Source organism: Spirillospora sp. NPDC048911, assembly GCF_043198015.1.
GTDB lineage: Bacteria > Actinomycetota > Actinomycetes > Streptosporangiales > Streptosporangiaceae > Spirillospora.
In genome coordinates this window covers 1-20,321 of the sequence record NZ_JBICUD010000008.1, presented here as the reverse complement: position 1 = coordinate 20,321, position 20,321 = coordinate 1, and the positions used below count along the sequence as shown (strand labels likewise).

General features: G+C 68.4%; 23 protein-coding genes. 14 read left to right on the top strand and 9 right to left on the bottom strand.

The annotated features are described in order from the left end of the window. The first annotated feature begins 92 nt into the window (after nt 1–92). Both ACGFNU_RS32380 and ACGFNU_RS32375 read left to right on the top strand, forming a co-directional pair. Nucleotides 93–722: a hypothetical protein gene (locus ACGFNU_RS32380; protein ID WP_392599804.1), complete on the top strand. Its 630-nt coding sequence runs from the start codon at nt 93–95 to the stop codon at nt 720–722. A gap of 44 nt (nt 723–766) precedes the next feature. Next, nucleotides 767–1,558, top strand: coding sequence for a hypothetical protein (locus tag ACGFNU_RS32375; RefSeq protein ID WP_392599802.1), 792 nt, complete (start codon nt 767–769; stop codon nt 1,556–1,558). A 604-nt stretch (nt 1,559–2,162) separates the two neighbouring features. Here ACGFNU_RS32375 and ACGFNU_RS32370 read toward each other — a convergent pair. The 4 genes from ACGFNU_RS32370 to ACGFNU_RS32355 all read right to left on the bottom strand — a co-directional run bounded on the left by ACGFNU_RS32370 (nt 2,163) and on the right by ACGFNU_RS32355 (nt 6,380). Further along, a complete protein-coding gene (locus ACGFNU_RS32370; RefSeq protein WP_392599800.1) occupies nt 2,163–3,389 on the bottom strand; it encodes an RNA polymerase sigma factor in 1,227 nt (408 codons plus the stop codon). Continuing rightward, a complete protein-coding gene (locus ACGFNU_RS32365) occupies nt 3,386–3,709 on the bottom strand; it encodes a YciI family protein (RefSeq protein ID WP_392599798.1) in 324 nt (107 codons plus the stop codon). Before ACGFNU_RS32365 ends, ACGFNU_RS32370 begins: the two co-directional genes overlap by 4 nt. Nucleotides 3,710–3,737: 28 nt before the next feature. Further along, nucleotides 3,738–4,028, bottom strand: a complete 291-nt coding sequence (locus tag ACGFNU_RS32360; RefSeq protein WP_392599796.1) for a dihydrofolate reductase family protein — start codon at nt 4,026–4,028, stop codon at nt 3,738–3,740. A gap of 1,863 nt (nt 4,029–5,891) precedes the next feature. Further along, nucleotides 5,892–6,380 (bottom strand): MarR family winged helix-turn-helix transcriptional regulator, encoded by a 489-nt coding sequence (locus ACGFNU_RS32355; protein WP_392599794.1) that lies wholly within the window; start codon nt 6,378–6,380, stop codon nt 5,892–5,894. A gap of 275 nt (nt 6,381–6,655) precedes the next feature. On the opposite strand from ACGFNU_RS32355, the gene ACGFNU_RS32350 reads away from it, so the two are divergent. Further along, nucleotides 6,656–8,167 (top strand): FAD-dependent oxidoreductase, encoded by a 1,512-nt coding sequence (locus ACGFNU_RS32350; protein WP_392599792.1) that lies wholly within the window; start codon nt 6,656–6,658, stop codon nt 8,165–8,167. 31 nt (nt 8,168–8,198) lie between these two features. Here the strand turns inward: ACGFNU_RS32350 and ACGFNU_RS32345 are convergent, their stop codons facing one another. Both ACGFNU_RS32345 and ACGFNU_RS32340 read right to left on the bottom strand, forming a co-directional pair. Then, nucleotides 8,199–9,212 carry a CU044_5270 family protein gene (locus ACGFNU_RS32345; protein ID WP_392599790.1) on the bottom strand — a complete coding sequence of 338 codons (1,014 nt, stop codon included), beginning with the start codon at nt 9,210–9,212 and terminating at the stop codon, nt 8,199–8,201. 2 nt (nt 9,213–9,214) lie between these two features. After that, entirely contained in the window at nt 9,215–9,781 is a 567-nt protein-coding gene (locus ACGFNU_RS32340) for an RNA polymerase sigma factor (RefSeq protein WP_392599788.1), read from the bottom strand. Nucleotides 9,782–9,953: 172 nt separating this feature from the next. Here ACGFNU_RS32340 and ACGFNU_RS32335 point away from each other — a divergent pair, with 172 nt between their 5' ends. From ACGFNU_RS32335 to ACGFNU_RS32305, 7 genes are all read left to right on the top strand, one after another. Next, nucleotides 9,954–10,130, top strand: a complete 177-nt coding sequence (locus tag ACGFNU_RS32335) for a hypothetical protein (protein WP_392599787.1) — start codon at nt 9,954–9,956, stop codon at nt 10,128–10,130. Between the two features lie 159 nt (nt 10,131–10,289). Next, on the top strand, nt 10,290–11,285 hold the full coding sequence (locus tag ACGFNU_RS32330) for a helix-turn-helix domain-containing protein (protein ID WP_392599786.1): 996 nt from the start codon (nt 10,290–10,292) through the stop codon (nt 11,283–11,285). Between the two features lie 258 nt (nt 11,286–11,543). After that, nucleotides 11,544–12,119 (top strand): MauE/DoxX family redox-associated membrane protein, encoded by a 576-nt coding sequence (locus tag ACGFNU_RS32325; protein WP_392599785.1) that lies wholly within the window; start codon nt 11,544–11,546, stop codon nt 12,117–12,119. Nucleotides 12,120–12,234: 115 nt separating this feature from the next. Continuing rightward, nucleotides 12,235–12,417, top strand: coding sequence for a hypothetical protein (locus ACGFNU_RS32320; RefSeq protein WP_392599784.1), 183 nt, complete (start codon nt 12,235–12,237; stop codon nt 12,415–12,417). Nucleotides 12,418–12,525: 108 nt separating this feature from the next. Then, complete coding sequence (locus ACGFNU_RS32315) at nt 12,526–13,059, top strand: TlpA family protein disulfide reductase (RefSeq protein WP_392599782.1); 534 nt, start codon at nt 12,526–12,528, stop codon at nt 13,057–13,059. Next, nucleotides 13,056–14,861, top strand: coding sequence for an ABC transporter ATP-binding protein (locus ACGFNU_RS32310; RefSeq protein WP_392599780.1), 1,806 nt, complete (start codon nt 13,056–13,058; stop codon nt 14,859–14,861). Before ACGFNU_RS32315 ends, ACGFNU_RS32310 begins: the two co-directional genes overlap by 4 nt. A 13-nt stretch (nt 14,862–14,874) precedes the next feature. Next, nucleotides 14,875–15,426 (top strand): S26 family signal peptidase, encoded by a 552-nt coding sequence (locus ACGFNU_RS32305; protein WP_392599778.1) that lies wholly within the window; start codon nt 14,875–14,877, stop codon nt 15,424–15,426. 476 nt (nt 15,427–15,902) lie between these two features. Here ACGFNU_RS32305 and ACGFNU_RS32300 read toward each other — a convergent pair whose 3' ends face one another. Continuing rightward, nucleotides 15,903–16,166, bottom strand: coding sequence for a hypothetical protein (locus ACGFNU_RS32300; RefSeq protein ID WP_392599777.1), 264 nt, complete (start codon nt 16,164–16,166; stop codon nt 15,903–15,905). After that, on the bottom strand, nt 16,159–16,479 hold the full coding sequence (locus ACGFNU_RS32295) for an LLM class flavin-dependent oxidoreductase (protein ID WP_392599775.1): 321 nt from the start codon (nt 16,477–16,479) through the stop codon (nt 16,159–16,161). Before ACGFNU_RS32295 ends, ACGFNU_RS32300 begins: the two co-directional genes overlap by 8 nt. Nucleotides 16,480–16,561: 82 nt before the next feature. Between ACGFNU_RS32295 and ACGFNU_RS32290 the strand changes: the two genes are divergently transcribed. After that, on the top strand, nt 16,562–17,035 hold the full coding sequence (locus ACGFNU_RS32290; protein WP_392599773.1) for a MarR family winged helix-turn-helix transcriptional regulator: 474 nt from the start codon (nt 16,562–16,564) through the stop codon (nt 17,033–17,035). A 252-nt stretch (nt 17,036–17,287) separates the two neighbouring features. Further along, a complete protein-coding gene (locus ACGFNU_RS32285) occupies nt 17,288–18,139 on the top strand; it encodes an NAD(P)H-binding protein (RefSeq protein WP_392599772.1) in 852 nt (283 codons plus the stop codon). A gap of 323 nt (nt 18,140–18,462) precedes the next feature. Here the strand turns inward: ACGFNU_RS32285 and ACGFNU_RS32280 are convergent, their stop codons facing one another. Then, nucleotides 18,463–19,029 carry a dihydrofolate reductase family protein gene (locus ACGFNU_RS32280; protein WP_392599770.1) on the bottom strand — a complete coding sequence of 189 codons (567 nt, stop codon included), beginning with the start codon at nt 19,027–19,029 and terminating at the stop codon, nt 18,463–18,465. Nucleotides 19,030–19,106: 77 nt separating this feature from the next. On the opposite strand from ACGFNU_RS32280, the gene ACGFNU_RS32275 reads away from it, so the two are divergent. Together ACGFNU_RS32275 and ACGFNU_RS32270 are read left to right on the top strand one after the other, a co-directional pair. Beyond that, the gene (locus ACGFNU_RS32275) at nt 19,107–19,349 is read left to right on the top strand and encodes a hypothetical protein (protein WP_392599768.1); all 243 of its coding nucleotides are present in this window, start codon (nt 19,107–19,109) and stop codon (nt 19,347–19,349) included. 40 nt (nt 19,350–19,389) lie between these two features. Next, the gene (locus ACGFNU_RS32270) at nt 19,390–20,127 is read left to right on the top strand and encodes a class I SAM-dependent DNA methyltransferase (RefSeq protein WP_392599766.1); all 738 of its coding nucleotides are present in this window, start codon (nt 19,390–19,392) and stop codon (nt 20,125–20,127) included. The last annotated feature ends 194 nt before the right edge of the window (nt 20,128–20,321 follow it).

Here is a 20,321-nt window from a genome sequence, read left to right as displayed (position 1 = left end):
TCCGTAACCGGCCGTGCGCGGCGGCGAAATTCGATACCGCTGCGCTGTTCCGAAAGGGATCATTGACTTGACGGCGGAACCCGAGGGGAACGATGGGCCTTACCCGGGGACGGACTCTGGCGGCAGCACTCATTCTGGCGATGGCCTGCGGTTGCGGCAGCGGCGCGATCAGCGGCGGTGATCCGGACGAACCGGGCGCGAACACGCCCCAGAACAGCGGCGGCAACAACCCAGGCGCCGGCGACGGTGGAGAAGACACCGATTACGGGCCCTTGGAACTGCCCGTGGGCAATACCGGTGTGAACGCCTCGTCAGGCCTGGTCTATGAGGCCCTGCAAACGGGGAACTGTGCCGGGGCACGTGCGCAACTCGCCAAGGCTCCGAACTCGGTGGCGCCACCCAGTCCGGAGGCGATGCTGCTGCTGCGGGTGGGGATCGCGCTGTGCGAGCGCAGGGGCGCCGATGCCAAGAGCGCGTTCGCGGGGCTGAGCAAACCCACCGAGCCCCAGTTCATGTGCTTCCTGTATCGGGCCGCGGCGAGCCTTATCAAACGGCAGCCGGTCTCGGCGTTCGGAGATTGCCCGACCGATCCCAGTCCCGGTGGTTCGTCACCAGGGGGAGAGACCTCCACGCCCGAGCCCCCGCCCTCACAGCCGCCCACCGAGCCGCCCCCGCCCACCGAGCCGCCGTCCGAGGGACCCTCCGTCGAGGCCACCGGATGACGACGCCCGACGAACCTGCGGGTGAGTCGCCACATTCGGGATTGTTGCGGTGGGTCACCGCCATCTTGGCCAATGCCACCGTCATCACGGCCATGCTGGTCTACTTCGGCTGGCAGCGCAGCGACGTGATGGCCAAGCGCCTGGGCATCAACGAAAGCATCCTGGGGATGTCGACCAGGGACTACGTGCTCCGCAGCGTCGGGCAGGTCCTGGTACTCCTGCTGATCATCGCGCTCGGCGGCTTCGTGTGGATCGCCCTCGACCGGTGGCTGACCCGCCGGATGGAGACTCCCGGGCGTCTCACGGCTGTCATCTTGCGCCTGCTCTCGCTGGCATGGCTCTTGCTGCCAGCGGTCATCTACGTGCTGGGGTTCGTCCCGGCGCTGAAAGCGTTCGCCTACATCGCCTTCCCGTTCAGCATCGGCGCGGGCATCCTGCTGGCCTACTACCGAGCGCACATCGCGGGCACACCGCCCGTCCGCGAGACGCTGCTTCGCGGGTTCGTGGCGCTCAGTGCCGCGTTCGCTCTGTTCTGGGGGACCTCGCACTATGCGACCGTGCTCGGCAACAACCTCGCCGACAAGGTCAACCCTCGCGCCCTCACCAAGGTGACGGTCTATAGCCCACAGCGGCTGCACCTCAGCGCACCTGGGGTCGCCGAGTTGCCCCTGCCCGACGACAAGAGCACCTATCGCTTCAAGTACACCGGCCTTCGCCTGCTCGACCACACCGGCGGACGCTACTTCCTCATCTCCGACACCTGGACGCGCAAAACCGGCACCGTCATCGTCCTGGCAGCCAAAGACCCCGTCCGCCTGGAGTTCTCACACGCCTGAACCGTCGGCGCACCCCCTCCCGCCGCCAACCCCGGCCGTCAGCGCCGCCCCTGCCATCGGCTGACCGACGAACGGCGACGACCAGGCAACGCCTAGGCGACGTTCTGGCCGGCACCGGCGAGCCTGTGAAATGCGTAAACAAGCCCACTTAGCTGAGGCAGCGTGGTCAAAGGCCCGACTCTGCCTCAGAACCAACTGGACACACCAGCGATCCCGATGAGGACCTCAGCTTCAGCCCGGCTGTAGACGAAGTCCTCGGTCGCCTCGTCAGCGTGCCCGGCGCCCGAGGCCTTGAAGATCGCCCTCCAGCGCGCTGTTGCTGGCTGTGTTGCTGCAGGTCGTCGTTCCCAGTGATGTCCGGCCACTGGGCCATGGCCTTGATCCGCTCAGGGCCTCGCGGGCCACGCCGATCGCCTTGTCGTACTCGCTGGCGATGAGCAGGCGGCGCGCTTCGCACAGGTAGTCGGCTGTCTCGGGGCCGGCAACCGCGGAGTCGGTGGCTCGGAGTCGGCTGTTGCGGCGCGACGGGTTGTGGGACGTGTCGGCACGGCGCCCCCGGCGGGCGCTGCGCGCGGCGCAGGGGCGATCGGGAGTGCGGCGGGTGCTACTGGAGTTGGTCTCGGCGGCGGGTTAGGTAGGCGGTTTCGGCGGTGTTGCCTGCCAGTTCGATGGCCTTGTCGTAGGCCGCGCGCGACTGCTGGCTCCGGCCCAGCCTGCGTAGCAGGTCGGCGCGGGTGGCGTGGTAGGCGTGATAGTCGGCCAGCTTGTCTTCAAGACGGTCGACGGCTGCCAGGGCCACGTCCGGGCCGTCGAGTTCGGCGACCGCGATGGCCCGGTTGAGGGCGATGATCGGCGACGGGTCGAGGCGGACGAGCTGGTCGTAGAGGGCGAGGATCTGCGACCAGTCGGTGTCGCGGATGTCGCGGGCGGAGGTGTGCACGGCGTTGATCGCCGCCATGATCTGGTAGCGGCCCGGAGCGACCCCCGCGGCGAGGCGCTCGCGCACCAGCCGGTGCCCCTCGGCGATCAGCGCCGCGTCCCAGGCGCCGCGGTCCTGCTCGTCCAGGGCGACCAGTTCGCCGCCGGACGAGACGCGGGCGGTGCGGCGGGCCTCGGTGAGGAGCATCAGCGCCAGCAGCCCGGCCACCTCGCCGTCGTCCGGCAGCAGGGCGCGGATCAGGCGGGTGAGCCGGATCGCCTCGGCGGTCAGGTCGTGGCGGAGGGGGTCGGTGTCGGGGCTGGTGGCCAGGTAGCCCTCGTTGAACACCAGGTACAGGACGGCGAGGACGCCGGTGACGCGAGCCGGGAGGTCTTCGGCGGACGGCACCCGGTACGGGATGCGAGCCGCCTTGATCTTGGCCTTCGCGCGGGTGATCCGCCGTTCCATGGCGGTCTCCTGCGCCAGGTAGGCGCGGGCGATCTCGGGCACGGTCAGGCCGCCGACCATGCGCAGCGTCAGCGCCACGCGGGTCTCCATCGCCAGCGCCGGGTGGCAGCAGGTGAAGATCAGCCGGAGCCGGTCGTCGTCAATGGCGCCGGCAGGCTCGGGCGGGTCGTCGTCGTACACCCTCTGAGCCTCCTTGTGCTTGTCGTCGCGCTTGCTCTCGCGGCGGATCCGGTCGATGGCCTTGCGGTTGGCGGTGGTGGTCAGCCAGGCGCCGGGGTTGGGCGGCACGCCGTCGGCCGGCCACCGCTGGACGGCGGTCGCGAACGCCTCGGCGGCCGCCTCCTCGGCGATGTCGAGGTCACCGAAACGCCTGGTCAGGGCGGCGACGACCCGGGCCCACTCCTCGTGGTGGGCCCGGGTGATCGCCTCGTCGACGTCGCTCACTGGAACGGACGCACCTCGATCTTCCGGTCGCAGACCTTCGAAGCCTCGGCGGCGAGCTTGAGCGCGACGTCCAGATCGGGGGCCTCCCACACCCAGACGCCGGCGAGGTACTCCTTCGACTCCACGAAGGGCCCGTCGCTGAAGACCGCCTGCTCGCCCCGGTTGTCGACGACCGTGGCCGTGTCGGTGTCCGCGAGCCCGCCCGCGAAGACCCAGTGGCCCTCGGCGATCAGCCGTTCGTTGAACGCGCTGATGGCGGGCTGCCTGTCGGTTCTGCCGGGATCGTTCTTGTCATCGATCACGGAAACCAGATACCGCATTTGAAGATCATCTCCTGTGGTCGGGACTTCAGGCCGCCCGCCGGTACCGCGGGCGCCCGGCCGGCCGGAAGACTTGAATCGTGACGCCCTTGGAGTCGACGCGCGACTCGGCCAGGTCGAGCGCGAGATCCGGGCCCGCGTCGGGGAACAGCCGCGCGCCCTGGCCGACGACCACCGGGACGGTCAGCAGCATCATCTCGTCCACCAGATCGTTCTTCAGCAGCCACCGGGTCAGGATGCCACTGCCGTGCACCTGGAGCTCACCCCCCGGCTTGGCCTTCAGTTCCCGGACGGCGGCAGCGACATCTCCGGACAGCACGGTCGTATTCGACCACGCCGGATCGGTGAGCGTGGTCGACGATTCCCAGGGCCCATCCGCCGCGCTCGAATCCGTTCCCGCGATCCTCGTCCGACGCGCCGCCGTTTCCCTGCGTCACTCCGTCGATGCTGACCTGAGTCACGGTCGTCAGCTTCATGATCGCGGTTCCTCCGTCTTGGCGCCGCCCGTCGTGGCCGGCCTCACCCCTGCCACGAACAAGACCACCCCGACCCGACACCGCCTCCCGGATTTTCTTCCAAGAACTTTCCGGCCCCCCGTCCGCCGGCGACGGCGACGGCGACTGCCCTCCACCACCTCAAGTTCGATCACCAGCATCCGTGGTGCCGGGCGTCGAGCCGCCCGGGCGCGAGAGCAACCCCGCCGACCGCCCGCAAGGCCGTCCAGACCATCCGCCCACGGTCAAGGACGCGGTCGACAGAGACGTCATGTGCATCTCGGTGAAGAGCACAGTGGACGAGGCGACGTCCTCGACGTGTCACTTCGTTCGAAGGGTTGAGCAGACATCAGGTGGCGGTTAAATGGCTGGCCGCGTATCAAGGTCATCTTTAGGGTTGCCGGATGGCGGCAGACGGGATGTGGCCGGGTGACCGGCGGGTGAGGATCGCCGTTCAGCGGGTGCGGCTGGGCGGACGCGAGTACCGCGTGATCACGCCCGCCCGTTCGTTGAAGAACACCTCGTTGCGTCAGGAAGACGGTTGGTTCGACTTCACCGTGGACCGTCTGGAGGGGCGCTTGGTGGGTGCGCTGTGGCTGCTGGCGGCGCGGTCGCGGCGTTCGGTCGTCTACCTGCCGACCAGGGCCGTCCCGTGCCCGCCGGACGTCCTCACCGGCAAGGCAAACCCGCGCTCGCGGCTCGACACATGTCGATCACGGCTGGGGAACACGCCCCACCGCGGCCGGCGGTCCCGTAGGTTGCCGCCATGGCAGCCGATCAAGAGCCGCAGGTCTTCACCAACCGGTTTCCCGAAGCCGGCACCGTCGCGAGCGACAGCTGCACGTGCCTCCGCAGTGGGCCGGTGCAACCCACCCGCTTCCACCCCGAACAGCAGGACACCTCGGCCCCCGGCTGGCGTCGCCTCCTCGACCTGATCGAAGAAGCCGCGTCCGACGGCAGGGAAGAGTTCCGGCCGCTGGCCGAGATGAGCGCGGCGGAACGCAGGCAGATCATCACCCTGCCGCCCACGATCGCCGAGCTGACCGCGGTCAAGCGGCTGCATCTGTACGGCAGCAACCTCGTGTGCATCCCGCCGGAGATCGGCGCGATGACCGCCCTTGAGCAGTTCACCCCGTACACCTCGTACCGGCTGCACTGGTTCCCCTACGAACTGGTCAGGTGCCGGCACCTGCGCGACAGCACGGTCAGCACGCGGGCGATCTACGGCAACTACAAGTACCGGTCGCCCTTCCCCAAGCTCCACGCCCCCGAGGTTCCGGCCGACTTGTCCGATCTGGACCCGGCCGTCTGGGGGGCGACCGCCGTCCACTCCTGCAGCGTCTGCGACGGGCCCATCGGCCAAGGCGCACTCCATCAGGCCTGGATCTCCCTGGGCGTGGCGACCGACGTCTTGCCGCTGCTGGTCAACGCCTGCTCACAGGACTGCATCCGATCGCTGCCTGCCGAGCCAAGAACCACATCCCGAACGCGCACACCGGCGGCCCCGACATCCCCCAGCCCGCGCCCTGGTAACGACCGCGTTCCCCGGACGGCCGCCCGGGACGGGCCACCTCCGAACAGGCCGCCTCCGCGCCGGCCCGACGGCACAGAACTCCGAGCCCCCCGCCACCGAGTGAGCGACGAGACGATCCGCAGTCGGCTTCGCGGTGCCGGAGGCGGGACGTCCGTCAGGTCGTCCCGCCTTGCTCCCTTGAGGTCTCGGCCAAGGCGACCAGGTCGTCGACATACCGGCGGAACAACCGTTCAAGGGCGAAGAGGTCCCGGTCGCTCCAGTCGGCGAAAACGGGACTGTTGAGCCGGTGCCGCGCCGCGTCGATCGCGTCCGTGACCTGACGGCCGGCGGTGCTGATCACCGCTTCCCTGACCCGCCGGTCCACCGGGCTCGGACGCCGGTCGACCAGGCCGAGCCCGGCGAGCTTGGCCACCTGCCGGCTCACGGTGGTGTGGTCTCGTCCGGCCCGCTCCGCGAGTTCGACAACGCCGATCGGCCCGAACCGCTGGATCCCCACGAGCAACGGGAACAGCGGGCGATCGAGCGTGACGCCCGCCTCCCGGAGGATGATCTCGTCCAGCTGCGGCGCGTTGATGACCGCGACCAGATCGACCATCGATTCGTGCACATGACGCAGGGCGACCTGCCGGCGTCTGGTGGTCATACTCGCCGCCGCCGCCTTTCTGGCGATGCCTGGTGAACGTGTCCACGTGAGCGTACCGGCGCCGGGACGGCCCGCCCGCGGCAGGTCGCCCGGCGCGACCAGCACTTTCAGGGGAATGAACGTGTGTCACGCACGGAATTCATCGATCGGACCCTGACGATCTTATAGGGGTTGTACTGGTATTACGCATGCTCAGCGCCCCTTGACGCTGCTCTCTCGCAACCATATTGTGTGCGAAACACACACAATTGGCGCGACCGAAGGAGAGCTGGCCCATGGCACACGCTGCGAATCCGGACGTGATCATCTGTGGCGCCGGCGCCGCCGGCTTGACGCTCGCGATCGACCTCGCCCGCCGAGGGGTGCGGTTCCTGCTGATCGAGAAGGCGTCGCAGCCGTTCGCCGGCTCCCGCGGCAAGGGCATCCAGCCCCGAAGCCAGGAGGTGTTCGAGGACCTCGGGGTCATCGACCGGATCGTCGCGTCCGGGGGCGAGTACCCCGTGCAGCGCGTCTACACCGACGACGGTCCGGTCGACGAGGCCGTCATCGTGATGCCGGAGCCGACGCCGGCCGAGCCGTACCAGATCCCGCTGCTCGTCCCGCAGTTCCTCACCGAACGCCGGCTCCGCGAACGGCTCGCCGAGCTCGGCCACGCCCCCCGCTACGGCCACGAACTCGTCGGCTTCGATCAGGACGCCGACGGCGTCTCCGCGCGGATCGCCACCCCGGACGGCGAACGAGCCATACGCGCCCGGTATCTGATCGGGACCGACGGAGGCCGGAGCTTCGTCCGCAAGGCCCTCGGCGTCGGGTTTCCCGGCAAGACGCTCGGCGTGCGGGCGATCGTGGCCGATGTGCTGGTCTACGGCGTCTCACCGGACGCGTGGCACCGCTGGGGAGAGGGCACCGCGCAGCAGATGTCGATGTGCCCGCTCTATGGCACCGACATGTTCCAGTACCAATGCCCGATCCCGTTCGACGTCGACGTCGACCTGTCGGCCGAGGGACTCACCGCGCTGTTCCGCGAGCGCACCGGCCGGTCCGACGTCGTGATCAGGGAGGTGTCCTGGGCGTCCGCCTTCGAGATGAACGCGCGGCTGGCCGACGCCTACCAGCGTGGACGCGTGCTCCTGGCCGGGGACGCCGCGCACGTCCATCCGCCGACCGGCGGGCAGGGCCTGAACACCGGCATCCAGGACGCCTACAACCTCGGCTGGAAACTCGCCGCCGTCCTGGACGGCGCTCCGGAATCGTTGCTGGCCTCGTACGAGCAGGAACGCCGGCCGATCGCCGAGGCGGTCCTCGGCCTCTCGACGCGGCTGCTCGAAGCGGCCGAGAATCGCGACCACCGCCGCGGCCGCGAGGTAAGCCAGCTCGATCTCGGCTATCTGGAGTCGCCTCTGAGCATGACCGATCCAGGACGCGACCACGGCGTGCTGCCCGGCGACCGCGCGCCGGACGCGCCCGTGACCGGGGCGGGCGGGCTTCCGACGCGCCTCTTCAGCCTCTTCCAAGGACCCCACTGGACCCTGCTCGGCCACGACGTGAAGTCTTCCGCCCCGGCACCGCGCGCAGGTCTGCACGTCCACACCATCGGCGCCCGAGGCGACATCGTCGACACGGGCAATGTCCAGAGCATCTACGGCCTGTCGTCCGAGCAATGGGTGCTCGTCCGCCCCGACGGTTACGTCGCGGCCGTCGTCGACACCACCGACCTCGGCACCCTAGAGAGCTACCTCGACAGCGTCGGCCTTCACCCACCAGGCCAAGCCCAGGCGGCGTGGTAGCGCCGATAAGGGCGACCCCGCCACAAACTCTTCAGGGGAGAGCAGGGACCTTCGGGGCGTCGTCGGTCCAGCCGGCCCGCAGGTACAGCATCTTGCTGACCTTGCCGGGGACGTCGGGAACGGTGCGCGACGTGCTCAGCACGAGCGAGGACTCCGGGTCGATGATCATGGTGTCGGCGACGCCGCGCAGGACCCGCACCTGCAGCCCGAATCCCCTGCGTCCGCGCTCATCGGTGACCTCGCCCATGGCGGTGACCCCGGGCATGGCGGCGAGCATCCGGTAGGCGGCGGCGCGCACCTTCGGCGGTGCGGGGACGAAGCTGAGCAGATCGGTCACGCAGTTCTTCACGACCTCGTCCGCGGTCCGGCCGGCGGTGGGGTGATCGCGCGGGATCGCCCGCCTCAGAGCGCCCCGCAGCTTGCCGGGGTCGGTCGGCAGCGCCTGGACCTGCTTGAACGTCATGGCCCTGTCGCAGACCAGGAAGGTCTTCGTGCCGGCGTCCTTGACGAGCGCGGGGGAGACCGGGGCCGGGTCGGGCGAGCCGTCCCGCTGGAAGGCGGGCGCGTCCCTGGCGGACATGGGCACGGCGCCAAGTCCCCGGTATCCCGTCCAGGACCGGCCGTCCGGGCGGCTCCACTGCCCGATCAGTTGTCGCCCGAGCATCCAGTACCCCTTCCGCGAGTTGTGGATGGCGCGCGACTGCACCCTCAGGACATGCCAGTACTTGCCGGTGGCAGGTGCGGTCTCGGCGTGCCCGGCAGCGGTGAGCAGCACGGTCTGCGCCGACATCGGCCGCGCGGTGGTTCGGCGGCCGGGATCAGGCGCGCGCGGCGTGGTTCCGGACGACAGGACGACCGCTCCCGTGACGACGGCGGCGGTGGCGGCCAGGCCGAAGCCGCTCCACCGGGCGGGACGGCGCCAGGCGCGGCGCGCCGGCCGCTCCGGCTCGCGCATCCCGTTGAGGAGGCGATGGCGGACCGCCGCCTCGGACTCCGGCGTGGGCGGCTCGTCCAGCATCGTGGCGATCGTCTGGAATTCGTCCATGGTCACAGTCCTTCGGTGTGCAGCGCGGCGCGCAGTTTCTTGCGCGCCCGGTTGAGGCGGGAGCCGACGGTGCCGTACGGGATGCCGAGGACGTCGGCGATCTCCTCGTGGGTGAGCTGGGCGAGGGCCTTGAGCAGCACGACGTCGCGGTCCTTGCGGGACAGCGCGGCGAGCGCGCGGGCCAGCGACGGCTGGAGCCGTTCGGCGGACACCGAGGCCGCGACCCGGTCGTCGTGGCCGTCGGGGTCGCGGTCCACGCCGACCTGTGCGAGCGCCTGGTAGCGGCGGGTCTCGGCGCGACGGTGCTGGGCGATGAGGTTGGTCGCGATGCCGAACAGCCAGGGCCGGACCGACCCGCGGGACGGGTCGAACGCGGCGCGGCCGCGGAACGCGGCAAGGAAGGTCTCGGCCACGACGTCGTCGGCCGTCTGCGGGCCGAGGCGTCCGGCGACGTAGCGGTGGACGTCGGCGTAATGCCGGTCGTAGACGGCGGTGAAACGGTCGCCGTCGCGGACGGACGCGGCGAGCAGCTCCGCGTCCGTCGGGGCCGTGTCGGATGGGGCGGTCACGCTGCCGCCCCTTCCGCTGGATCTGGCATGGGCACCTCCGGGGGATGGTCGTCACTTCTACTTCGCGTGCCCCTCAAATCACTTTCACGCGGCCCAGTGACTTCATTGTTGGCACCACCAACGGATATAGTTGGCGACGCCAATATTGGCTGAACCAACGAAAGTGGTGCCCATGAGTACCCTGATTACCGACCGGATCGAGATCGCCGACCTGTTCACCCGCTTCGCGCGTCGAAACTGCGCACCGTGGTCGCCAACGACAGCTTCCCTGAATACTGGCGCTTCTACCGCGCACGCGAACACCACCGCGTCCACCACAAGCGCCGCCAAGAGCAGCTCACCGCGCTGACAGGAAATCACTCCCTCAGCAAGAACTACTCGCAATTACGATGGCCCATTAGGTCTAGTTTGACAGCACCCGTAAATACGTTTGAGGACCTCATTGACGGTACTGGAAGCCCCATGGTCTTTTGGGTGTGTTGGGTCCCATCCTGTGGAGGTACGTCCAGTGGCGGTCCTGCGATACGACAACCATGACGTCGCGCCCGAGCACCGTTTCGCCCAATGGCAGGAGAAGAACGCGCAGGCGCCGATGGCCTGCCGAGTCGCCAGCGAAAGCACGGACGACTTCTTCACGGTCCGTCGGGCGGTGGACCTGGGAACGGTGATGGTCTCGGTGATCACCTCGCCGGTGTGCGGAACGGCCCGCACGAGCAGGCAGGTGAAACGGTCCGATCCCGGCATCTACCGGTTGAACGTGGTCGTGGACGGCGCGTGCCGGTTCGTCCACGACGAGGTGGAGGGGTCGCATCGTGCGGGCGGATTCTTCCTGGAGAACTCCAGTGTCCCGTGCCGGGACCGGCTGCTGACCGCCTCTGATGCGGTGACCTACATGGGAATGCAGGTGCCGCGTGCGTTGCTGCCGCTACCGGAGAAGAAGGTGGACGCGCTGACCGGGGTCGCCTTCGACGGAACCGGTATGGGCGGTCTGCTCGTGCGGCACATGCTGAGCCTCTTCTCCGCCGCCGAGGACACCACGCCGGCCGACGACACCTTGCTGGGGCCGGTGACGGTGGACCTGCTCGCGGCAGTACTGGCCAGTCGCCTGGGCGAGGACGGTCTGGCGGCAGGGGCGGGCCACCGCACCCTGCGGCTCCGGATCGAGGCGTTCATCGACGCGCACCTGGCCGACCGGGACCTGTCACCGCAGATGATCGCCGACGCCCACCGGATCTCGCTGCGCCATCTGCACAAGGTGTTCTCCGGAACCGGTCTGACGGTCGCGGCGCACATCCGCTGGCGGCGGCTGGAACGGGCTCGGCGCGATCTGGCGGATCCAGCCCTTGCCGCATTGCCGGTCCATCAGATCGCCGCCCGCTGCGGCCTCACGGATCCGTCCCACTTCCGCAGGGTGTTCCGCAGGGAGTTCGGCACGACGCCGGCCGACTACCGTGTGCGCCAGAGCATCGACGACTGCAACCATGTGCGGGCGGACCTCGCCTAGGACGGTCCCAGCCCCTGTAGTCGCGGCCTCGGTCCATCGCTAGATCCCCGTTCTCCCAGGACAGCGATGGCGGTCACCACTGGCGCTAGGACCCGCCTGGCACGCCGCTCATTCGACGATGCCAGGCGCAACATGCGGTCAGGCGTGCACGCATGGCCCCCTAACCGTGCACTGACGTCCCTGTCGTCTCGATGGGTCAGAACGCACCATGTCGATGTGGTCGAACCGATCACCTGCCGACGACCCGACAGAGGACTCATGCTGACGAACGCCGCACTGGGATGTGAGGTGCTCATCGCACTCGTCTTTTGCGTCTCCAGCGCATCCAAGGTCTGGACCAGGCGATACTTCGCGGATTTCGTCGCGTCCGTGCAAGCGGTGAGAATCCTCCCCCAGCGGTGGGCCGTTCGAACCGCCGCCTTGGTGGTGGTGGCGGAAGGCGCGATCCCCGCATTGCTGGTGACCTCCCTGCTCGCCGGGGTGAGTCCACGTTTCCGGGAGTACGCGGTGACGCTCCGCATTGCGGGAACCGCTTCTGCTTGCGTCCTGCTCCTCGCCTTCACCGTATTGATCGTCTTCTCCGGGAAGCGGCGCATACAGGTGGCCTGCCGGTGCCTCGGCGCCGGTCAAGGCAGCCCGATGGGCAGGCGCCACATCGTGCGCAACATCGTCCTGCTCGCCGCTGCGTCGTCCGCGCTCATGCATGAGCTGATCCACCCCATCGCCGGAGTGGACGCGGCGGCCGCGCTCTCGACCTGCGCCCTGGCAGGCGTGGCGGTGCTGCTCATAGTCCGGCTGGACGACATGGCCGAATTCTTCGCGCCGCAGCGATGAGGAAAGGAGGGTGCCATTCGATGGTGACCAGCGAAGCATCCATGTGATCGGACAGGAACACATCACGATTCACAACTGGAAGGGAAGAGAAGGCATGAATGGAATCGCGAAGTCGATGACCGAGAGAGTGGCGCGGATGGTCGCGCCATCCGTGACCGCGGACGCGGCGAACTGCTGGTGGTACACCAGCTACTGCACCCCTTGCGGGGCCTGGTTCGACAAGCTGATGCAGTACTACAAGTGCAACGACGGGTCGGGCTACTGGGTCGACAGGGGCTGCAATTCCTGCGCCAACTAGCTCCTCGCTTCTGAGGTCCCGATAACGGTCATGTCTCGCACCCGGGTCCGCCCGGGGCGGGACATGGCCCCGCCCTCCCTGACATCGGCAACGAACCGAGGAGAACACATGTACTGGGGCATCACCTCCATCAGTGTCGGCATCCTGAACCTGCTCCTGATGCTCGGCGTCATCAGAAGGGTCAACAGAAACGCCGAAGCGGTGCGGCGAACCTCCGATGTGTTCGAAGGCCCGCCCGCGATCGCGGTGGGCCAGGAGGTCGGCACCTTCGCGGCGACCACCGTCGACGGTGATCCGATCAGCAGGGAGTCACTTCTCGACGACTCTGTCGTGGCGTTCCTGTCGCCGCACTGTCCGCCGTGCCTGGACAAGATCCCCGGCTTCATCCAATACGCGAAGGAACTGCCGAGCGGACGGGACCAGGTCTTGGCCGTTGCCCTCGGAAGCACGGAATCGACGGCGGAAATGGTGGCCGACCTGGCGCCGGTCTCCCAAGTGGTCGTGGAGGAGCACACCGGAGCGCTCAGCAAGGCGTTCGAGGTGACCGCCTTCCCAACGCTCGTCCGTGTCGCCGTCACCGGCGACGGTCGTGTCGTCATCGCGGACAACAACGTCAGGCTCGATCTCTCAGGTGTGCGGTGACGGGTCGCAGGACGGCCATCACCGTCGCCGGCGGGCAGGCGTTCGAGGCCAAACCCATCGGGCTTCCGCTCTACACGCTGATGACATTGTCCACCGGCGTACTGCCCATCCTCGCCGCGTGGCTGACCAAAGGCGTACTCGACGAGCTGACCGGAGGCGCGCCGCTGGCCGATCTCATCGCGATCGGCTCCGGACTGGTGATCGTCGGCGTCGTCTCTGCGGTACTGCCCCACCTCCTGCAGTACATGAAAGCGGAGATCGAGCGCGAGGTCGGGATGGTCGCCCAGGACCGGCTCTTCAGAGCCGTCGGGAGCCTCGTCGGGCTCGGGCGATTCGAAGATCCTCAATTCCTCGACCGGCTGCGCCTGGCGCAGCAGGTCAGTGGAACTCCGACTCAGCTTCTCGACGGCGCCCTGGGCCTGGTGCGCGCCTTCATCATCATTCTGGGCTTCCTGGGATCCCTGCTGTTGGTCAGCCCGGTAGTCATGGTCCTGCTGCTGGCCAGCGGCGTACCGATCCTGGTCGCTGAGATCTCCCTGTCGCGGCAGCGTGCGCGGTTGATGTGGAAGGTCAGCCCCGCGGAGAGGCGCGAGTTCTTCTACAGCGGCCTGCTCGCTGACGTCCAGGCGGCCAAGGAGGTCCGGCTGTTCGGCGTCGGCGATTTTCTTCGGCAGCGCATGCTGGACGAGCGCCGCGGCACCAACGCCGAGAAGCGGATCGTCGACCGTCGTGACGTCGCCGTCCAGACGCTGCTGGGATTCCTCGCGGCCTCGCTGGCCGGAGCCGGGCTGCTCTGGGCGGTGCGGGCCGCCCAGAACGGGACGATCTCACCTGGAGACATCGCCCTGTTCATCGCCGCGGTAGCCGGTGTGCAGGCGGCTCTGGCGGCGCTGGCCAGCGACGTCGCACGATCCCACCATGCTCTGCTGATGTTCCAGCACTATGTGGCGGTGACCCGCGGCGGCCCAGAGCTCCCGGTCTCGACGCGGCCGCGCGATGTGCCTGCGCTCCGAAGCGGCATCGAACTGCGCGACGTCTGGTTTCGCTACTCTGCGGAGCATCCCTGGGTGCTGCGCGGAGTGAACCTGCACATCGACCGCGGCAAGGCGCTGGGCCTGGTCGGACTCAACGGAGCGGGGAAGTCCACCATCGTCAAGCTCCTGTGCCGGTTCTATGACCCCACGCGCGGCGCCATCCTCTGGGACGGGGTGGACATCCGGGAGGTCGACCCGGGCGAGCTGAGGCGGCGCATCGGGGCAGTGTTCCAGGACTACATGACCTACGACATGACCGCCGCCGACAACATCGCCCTCGGCGACGTGGCCAGGCGAGATGACGCCGCCGCGGTTCAGCGGGCCGCTGAACACGCTGGCATCCACGAGGCTCTCAGCCGGCTGCCCTGGGGCTATGACACGCCGTTGACGCGGATCTTCCACCTCAAGGCAGATCTCACCGGTCGCAACGGAGTCACGCTGTCGGGCGGGCAGTGGCAGAGACTCGCACTGGCGCGGGCACTCATGCGGGAGCAACCCGATCTGATGATCCTCGACGAACCCTCGTCCGGCCTGGACCCCGAGGCCGAGTACGAGATCCATGAGTCCCTCACTCGTCACCGCGCCGGACGGACCAGCCTGCTGATCTCACACCGGCTGTGGACGGTCCGCGACGCGGATGTGATCGTCGTGCTGTCCGGCGGCAAGGTCGTGGAGCAGGGCGTGCACTCGTCCTTGATCGCGAACGGGGGAGAGTACGCGAGATTGTTCACCTTGCAGGCGTCGGGCTATCAGGCCCATTCCGGATGACACGGAGGAGCATGTGCGTCCCCGTACCGACAAGGCGCGAAGATGTGCACGGCCGGCCCTCGCCGGTGCCGTCCCGGCCGCGGCCGGAGCAGCCGCGATCGTCTTCTTCCCTGAACGCCTGGCGTGGACCGCGAGCGTTGTGGCACTGAGCCTCTCGCTCGCGGGCGCCATGGCCGTACTGCGGCTGAGGCGTGATCATATCGCCGTGACCGTCCGCGGCAGGAGCATGGAACCGACCTATCGCGACGGTGACCGGATCCTGGTCAGACGGAACGCGAAGGTCGGCGTCGGGGATGTGGTCCTGGTCAAGCGCCCCACCCGCGCGGGCACCGCCCACTCGCGGGTCGACGGGGCGGCGTGGATGGTGAAGAGGGTCGCTGCCGTAGCCGGTGATCCTGTCCCTCCCCAAGTCACCTCCGTCGCCGGAACAACGGTGCCCGACAGCCACCTGGTGCTCCTGGGAGACAACCCGGGAAGCAGTTTCGATTCCCGCTACGCGGGACTCTTCTCCTCGTCTCAGGTCATCGGGACCGTGCGCCGCCCGACCCCTCACCCACCAGCGTGACCAGGCGTGGGCCCGGCCCGGCGCCAAGGGCGGACGGCGCCGGACCAGCTACTCGCCGCGGAGGGCTGTGGCGGTTTCGAGTCTGCTGGCCCAGCCAGCGGGGATGACGGCGCCGAAGGGCCGATGACAACCCCGCCAGGGTCAGGACCACCACTGTGAGCGGGCCGTACACCCGGAGATAGGCGTCGGGGAGTTCGACGCCCGCGCCCCGGCGGTGAGCGGCATCATGCCGATGGGGCGGAGCAACGGCGCCGATCCAAGGACACTCGTCCCCGATGACCAGCCTTAACAACACCCGTTCGGGATGACCACGACAGCGGAATAATACGAGCGCTTGCCGGTGCATTCCGAAGCTCACATCTCGTGGGCCGCGGTGACACGTCGCCTGGTCCACCAGACATCCTGACCAAATGCTTGAGTACCGCGGCCAGGGGCACCTCGGACCTTCCTGGGGCCCTGTGGTGAGCGCGGAGCATTCAACGCGCCACCTCTGACCTGCGGTTAATCTCAGTTCGCAATTCGGGTAGCACGTCGAGGCCGAGACGTTCGGTCTGGGCGCGCGGGTCCGGCCCGTCCGGCATGAAGTTCAGTGAGGTGAAGCCCAGCCGGATGTACCCGAGGAGCTGCTCGATGGCCGCGTCCACGTCGCGGAGATCGGGGATCGGCACGTTGTAGACGCAGGTGATCTCGCTGGGCTCGCGGCCGGCCGCGTCCGCCGCGCGCAGGATTCGGTCACGCATGACGACCGCCTGTTGCGGCGGCGCGAACCCGAGTGAGGGGATCCAGCCGTCGGCCAGCCGTCCGGTCGAGCGTGGCGGCCATCTTGGCGACCATCGCGGGTGGCCGGTACGGCACTCCCAGCACGCGGGTGGCGATCTGGATCCGCGAGGTCGCGGCGGCGACCCAGGTCAGCATCGTCCACGTCTCGTGGGTGGGTTCGGTTCCGCAGGGGTGGTCGGAGGACGACACGAAGTCGAAGCCGAGCTGTTCGGCCTCCCGCGCGTCCCGTGCCGGATCGCCATCGGCCGACGACGTGAGATCGATTCCGAACATCGAGGCCTCCATCTGGTTTACATGTAAACCAGAACGTAGACGCACACTTGTTTACATGTCAACAAGTGTCTAGGGTGAGCCCGTGGAACCGCGCTGGCTGACCGACGACGAGCAGCGGGCCTGGATCGGCTACCGCCGGATGCGCCTGCTCCTGGACGCCGAGGTCGCCCGTGACCTGCTGCGCGACTCGGGGCTGTCCACGCCCGACTACGACGTGCTGTCCGCCCTGAGTTCGACGGAGCCGCACCGCTGGCGCCTCACCGCGCTCGCCGACCGGATGTTGTGGTCCAAGAGCCGCCTCTCACGCCATATCGCCCGCATGGAGGAACGCGGGCTGGTCATCCGTGAAGAGACCGCCGACGACGGCCGCGGCACCGAGATCGTGCTCACCGAGGAGGGCCTGCGCGCCATCCAGGACGCGGCCCCCGGCCATGTTGAGTCGGTCCGGCGGCACTTCATCGACCTCCTGTCGCCCGAACAGCTCCACGTCCTCGCCCAGGTCGCCGACACCGTCCTCGTTCACCTCGGCGAACGCTCGGAAAGCACTGCTGAATAGGTTCCTAGCACCCGATTCTGATGATGAGCGATGAAAAGACCTCAGGGAGCCTCGCGGGTAGTGCTCCAGAGTTGAACGGCCGCCTTGGTGTCGGGTGGCGTTCGCTGAGCGCGAGGTTGTCACGGCTGGACTGCCGTTCCGCCCCTTGGGCCATGGAGTTATGGTTGCCGGTAGCGGGGTGCTGCGTCGGAACGCCCTGCCGGCCGATCTGGCCTCCATGGCGCGTAGTGACTACGCGCATTGGAGCCGGCCGTGGCAAGTCTCGATCACAAGCCCACCCTGGTCATGGGAGCTCGCGGGAGCGTCGGCAAGCTCGTTCTCCAGCAGCTTGCGGCCGAGGGCGTCCCGGTCCGCGCGTCCGCCCGGCGTCCCGAGTCTGGTCAGTTCCCGGACGGCGTCGAGGTGTTCGCGGCAGACCTGACCGACCCGGCAAGTCTTTCCCCGGCGTTCGAGGGGGCCGGGCAGGTGTTCCTGTATGCCAACCACGACGGCGTCGACGGTGTCATCGAGACTGCCCGCTCCGCTGGGATGGAGCGCATCGTGCTGTTGTCTTCGGGAAGCGTGATCCATCCCACCTCAGTGGGCAACGCCATCGCTGAGAAGCACCGCGAGGTCGAGGCCGCATTCGCTGCCGCCCCGGACGTGCTGGTGGTGCCGATCCGTCCCCTCGTGCTCGCCACTAACGCTCTGGCCTGGGCCTACCAGATCCGCGCCACCGCGAGCCTCGCGCTGTATCAGCCAGATGCGCTGACCGCGCCGATCCACGAGCGGGACGTCGCCGCCGTCGCGTTCGCAGCGCTGACCGGCGCCACCACTGTGAGCGGACTGCTCACCGGTCCGGCTCAGCTCTCCCAGCGTGAGCAGGCCGCTGCGATCGGCCGCGCCGTCGGCAGGCAGATCCCGGTGAGCGAACTGTCTCGCGATGCCGCGATGCGACAGTTCGCGCGGTTCATGCCGGCGAAGGAAGCCGAGGCGGTGCTGCAATTCCTCGACGACGCAGCCGCTGGGAACTCACCGGCGACCCGCACCGTCCAGGAGATCCTGGGCCGCCCAGCGATCAGCTTCGACACATGGACGGTCGACCACGCCAGCGACTTCCGGTGAGGCGACGGTGGTCACCGGCGTCGGCCGCTCGTTGTGATCAGGACTCGACAGCCTCGATCATGGACGCGGCGGCCGTGCCCATGCACAGTTCGGACCGGGGTGCAGAGGGAACGGGCCTGGCGGGCGACAGCGGAGATCGCCAGTGGCAGCCGAGCGCCCTCTCTGTCACCGGCGTTCAGCAGGTGTTCCGCTGCTCTGTTGGACACGTCGAGGATGTCGCGCAGGCACATGCGCTGCTGCATCCGCCGTTCGTGACACGGGGATAGCGCCTTCAGGGATTTCCCTGGCGGCCAGTTAGCGGGGAGCTATCTGGCCGCCCGATGTCAGTGGGAGGCGGGTCGGTGGTGCAGCAGAACGACCCCATCGTCGAAGGTCCGCGACTCCACAAGCTGCAGATCGAACCGCTTGGATTCGGGGAACAACGCCTTGCCGCCACCGAGAACGACCGGGTGCACGACGACCTCGTACTCATCGATCAGGCCGTGAGCGGTGAGCTCGGCGGCCACGGACGCGCCGCCCATCAGCAGCAGGTCCTTGCCCGGCTCGGCCTTGAGCGCGGTGACCTGCTCGACCAGGTTCGCCCCGTCGATGACCCGCGCACCGTGGCCGGGCTCGCGCAGCGTGCGGGAGAACACCACCTTGGGAGTACGTCGCCAGACGGGGGCGAACTTGAGATCGTGGGGATGGTCGGAGATGGACTCGACGTTCGGCCAGTAGCCGGCCATCATCTCCCAGACCGGGCGGCCGTAGAGGAAGGTGTCAACCCGCTCCATATGGCTGAAGGAGTAGGCCGACAGTTCCGGTCCCATGGTGGGCCAGTCGAACTCGCCGTTCGGGCCCTCGATGTAGCCGTCCAGCGAGGCGTGAACGTAGTGGATGATCTTCCGCATGGTCGTGCTCCTCTGGTAGGCCCCTCGTGGGGCGCTTTCAGGGAGTGGTCGGAGCGCTGACCGCGTCCTCGACATGAATGGCGAAGTTTTTGGACGTTTCGGTCGCGATCGGCATGGAGAGGGGCGCGCAGGCCGGGCTGGCGGTCCTGCGACGGGACGTTCGAGCGCTTCCACCCATGCCGTCCGGACCGGTCGGTCGGGCGCCGAACGGCGGCGGCGCAGGCGTACCGTCGCGCGCGCCTGCGGTGGTGGGCAACGAGCGGGAGCGGGCCTTCCTGCGGCGGCGGCTCGCCGCAGTCGAAATCCGCCGGCTCGACTGAAACGACGCGGTGTCTTGATCTTCGGCTATACGGTCCGGTCATGGACGATCCGGATGGCTACTTCGGAGAGCGTGTGGCGGCCACGTATGACGAGTCGTCGGCCGAGATGTTCGAGCCTGACGTGGTGGAGCCGGCCGTCGATGTTCTGGCGGAGCTGGCCGGCGATGGCCGGGCGCTGGAGTTGGGGATCGGGACGGGGCGGATCGCGCTGCCGCTCGCCCGCCGGGGCGTGGTGGTCCATGGCATCGACCTGTCGCATGCCATGGTGGCGCGGCTGCGCGCCAAGCCGGGTGGCGACGCGATCGGCGTGACGATCGGCGACTTCGCGACGACCCGGGCCGACGGGACGTTCTCGGTCGTCTACCTGGTCTTCAACACCATCATGAACCTGACCACCCAAGCCGAACAGGTGGCGTGCTTCGGTAACGCCGCCGCGCAGCTGGAGCCCGGTGGCTGCCTCGTCATCGAGGTCGCACTGCCCGATCTGCGGCGGCTGCCGCCCGGGCAGAACGTGGTGCCGCTCCACACGAGCTCGACCAGCTGGGCGTTCGACCTCTATGACGTCGCCACGCAGACGATGAGCTCGAACTATGTCGAGGTGATCGACGGTCGCGGTGAGTATCGATCGATTCCGTTCCGGTACGTGTGGCCGGCGGAGCTCGACCTGATGGCGCGGCTGCGCGGGCTGCGGCTGCGCGCGCGATGGGCCGGGTGGACGCGGGAACCGTTCACGAGTGAAAGCCGCGGCCACGTCTCGATCTGGGAGAAAGTGGAATGACACCGGCCCGAGGGCCGCCCCGACGGGCGGCCCTCGGGCCGGTGGTTTACCGCCTAGATGTCGTCGACGTTCATGGCCCCTTCATTGGGGCGCCGCGAGAGGTCGATGCCGAGCTCTTCCGCTGCGCGGAAGACGTCCTCGTCGGTGTCTCGCATTTCGATGGACATGCCGTCGCTGGAGAGCACCTCGACGTT

Excerpts from the sequence above, each read along its gene's own strand:
- ACGFNU_RS32380 (WP_392599804.1), top strand. The coding sequence starts at position 93 with ATGGGCCTTACCCGGGGACGGACTCTGGCGGCAGCACTCATTCTGGCG.
- ACGFNU_RS32365 (WP_392599798.1), bottom strand. The coding sequence starts at position 3,709 with ATGCGGTATCTGGTTTCCGTGATCGATGACAAGAACGATCCCGGCAGA.
- ACGFNU_RS32355 (WP_392599794.1), bottom strand. The coding sequence starts at position 6,380 with ATGACCACCAGACGCCGGCAGGTCGCCCTGCGTCATGTGCACGAATCG.
- ACGFNU_RS32350 (WP_392599792.1), top strand. The coding sequence starts at position 6,656 with ATGGCACACGCTGCGAATCCGGACGTGATCATCTGTGGCGCCGGCGCC.
- ACGFNU_RS32345 (WP_392599790.1), bottom strand. The coding sequence starts at position 9,212 with ATGGACGAATTCCAGACGATCGCCACGATGCTGGACGAGCCGCCCACG.
- ACGFNU_RS32335 (WP_392599787.1), top strand. The coding sequence starts at position 9,954 with ATGAGTACCCTGATTACCGACCGGATCGAGATCGCCGACCTGTTCACC.
- ACGFNU_RS32325 (WP_392599785.1), top strand. The coding sequence starts at position 11,544 with ATGCTGACGAACGCCGCACTGGGATGTGAGGTGCTCATCGCACTCGTC.
- ACGFNU_RS32320 (WP_392599784.1), top strand. The coding sequence starts at position 12,235 with ATGACCGAGAGAGTGGCGCGGATGGTCGCGCCATCCGTGACCGCGGAC.
- ACGFNU_RS32315 (WP_392599782.1), top strand. The coding sequence starts at position 12,526 with ATGTACTGGGGCATCACCTCCATCAGTGTCGGCATCCTGAACCTGCTC.
- ACGFNU_RS32300 (WP_392599777.1), bottom strand. The coding sequence starts at position 16,166 with ATGCGTGACCGAATCCTGCGCGCGGCGGACGCGGCCGGCCGCGAGCCC.
- ACGFNU_RS32295 (WP_392599775.1), bottom strand. The coding sequence starts at position 16,479 with ATGTTCGGAATCGATCTCACGTCGTCGGCCGATGGCGATCCGGCACGG.
- ACGFNU_RS32280 (WP_392599770.1), bottom strand. The coding sequence starts at position 19,029 with ATGCGGAAGATCATCCACTACGTTCACGCCTCGCTGGACGGCTACATC.
- ACGFNU_RS32275 (WP_392599768.1), top strand. The coding sequence starts at position 19,107 with ATGGCGAAGTTTTTGGACGTTTCGGTCGCGATCGGCATGGAGAGGGGC.
- ACGFNU_RS32270 (WP_392599766.1), top strand. The coding sequence starts at position 19,390 with ATGGACGATCCGGATGGCTACTTCGGAGAGCGTGTGGCGGCCACGTAT.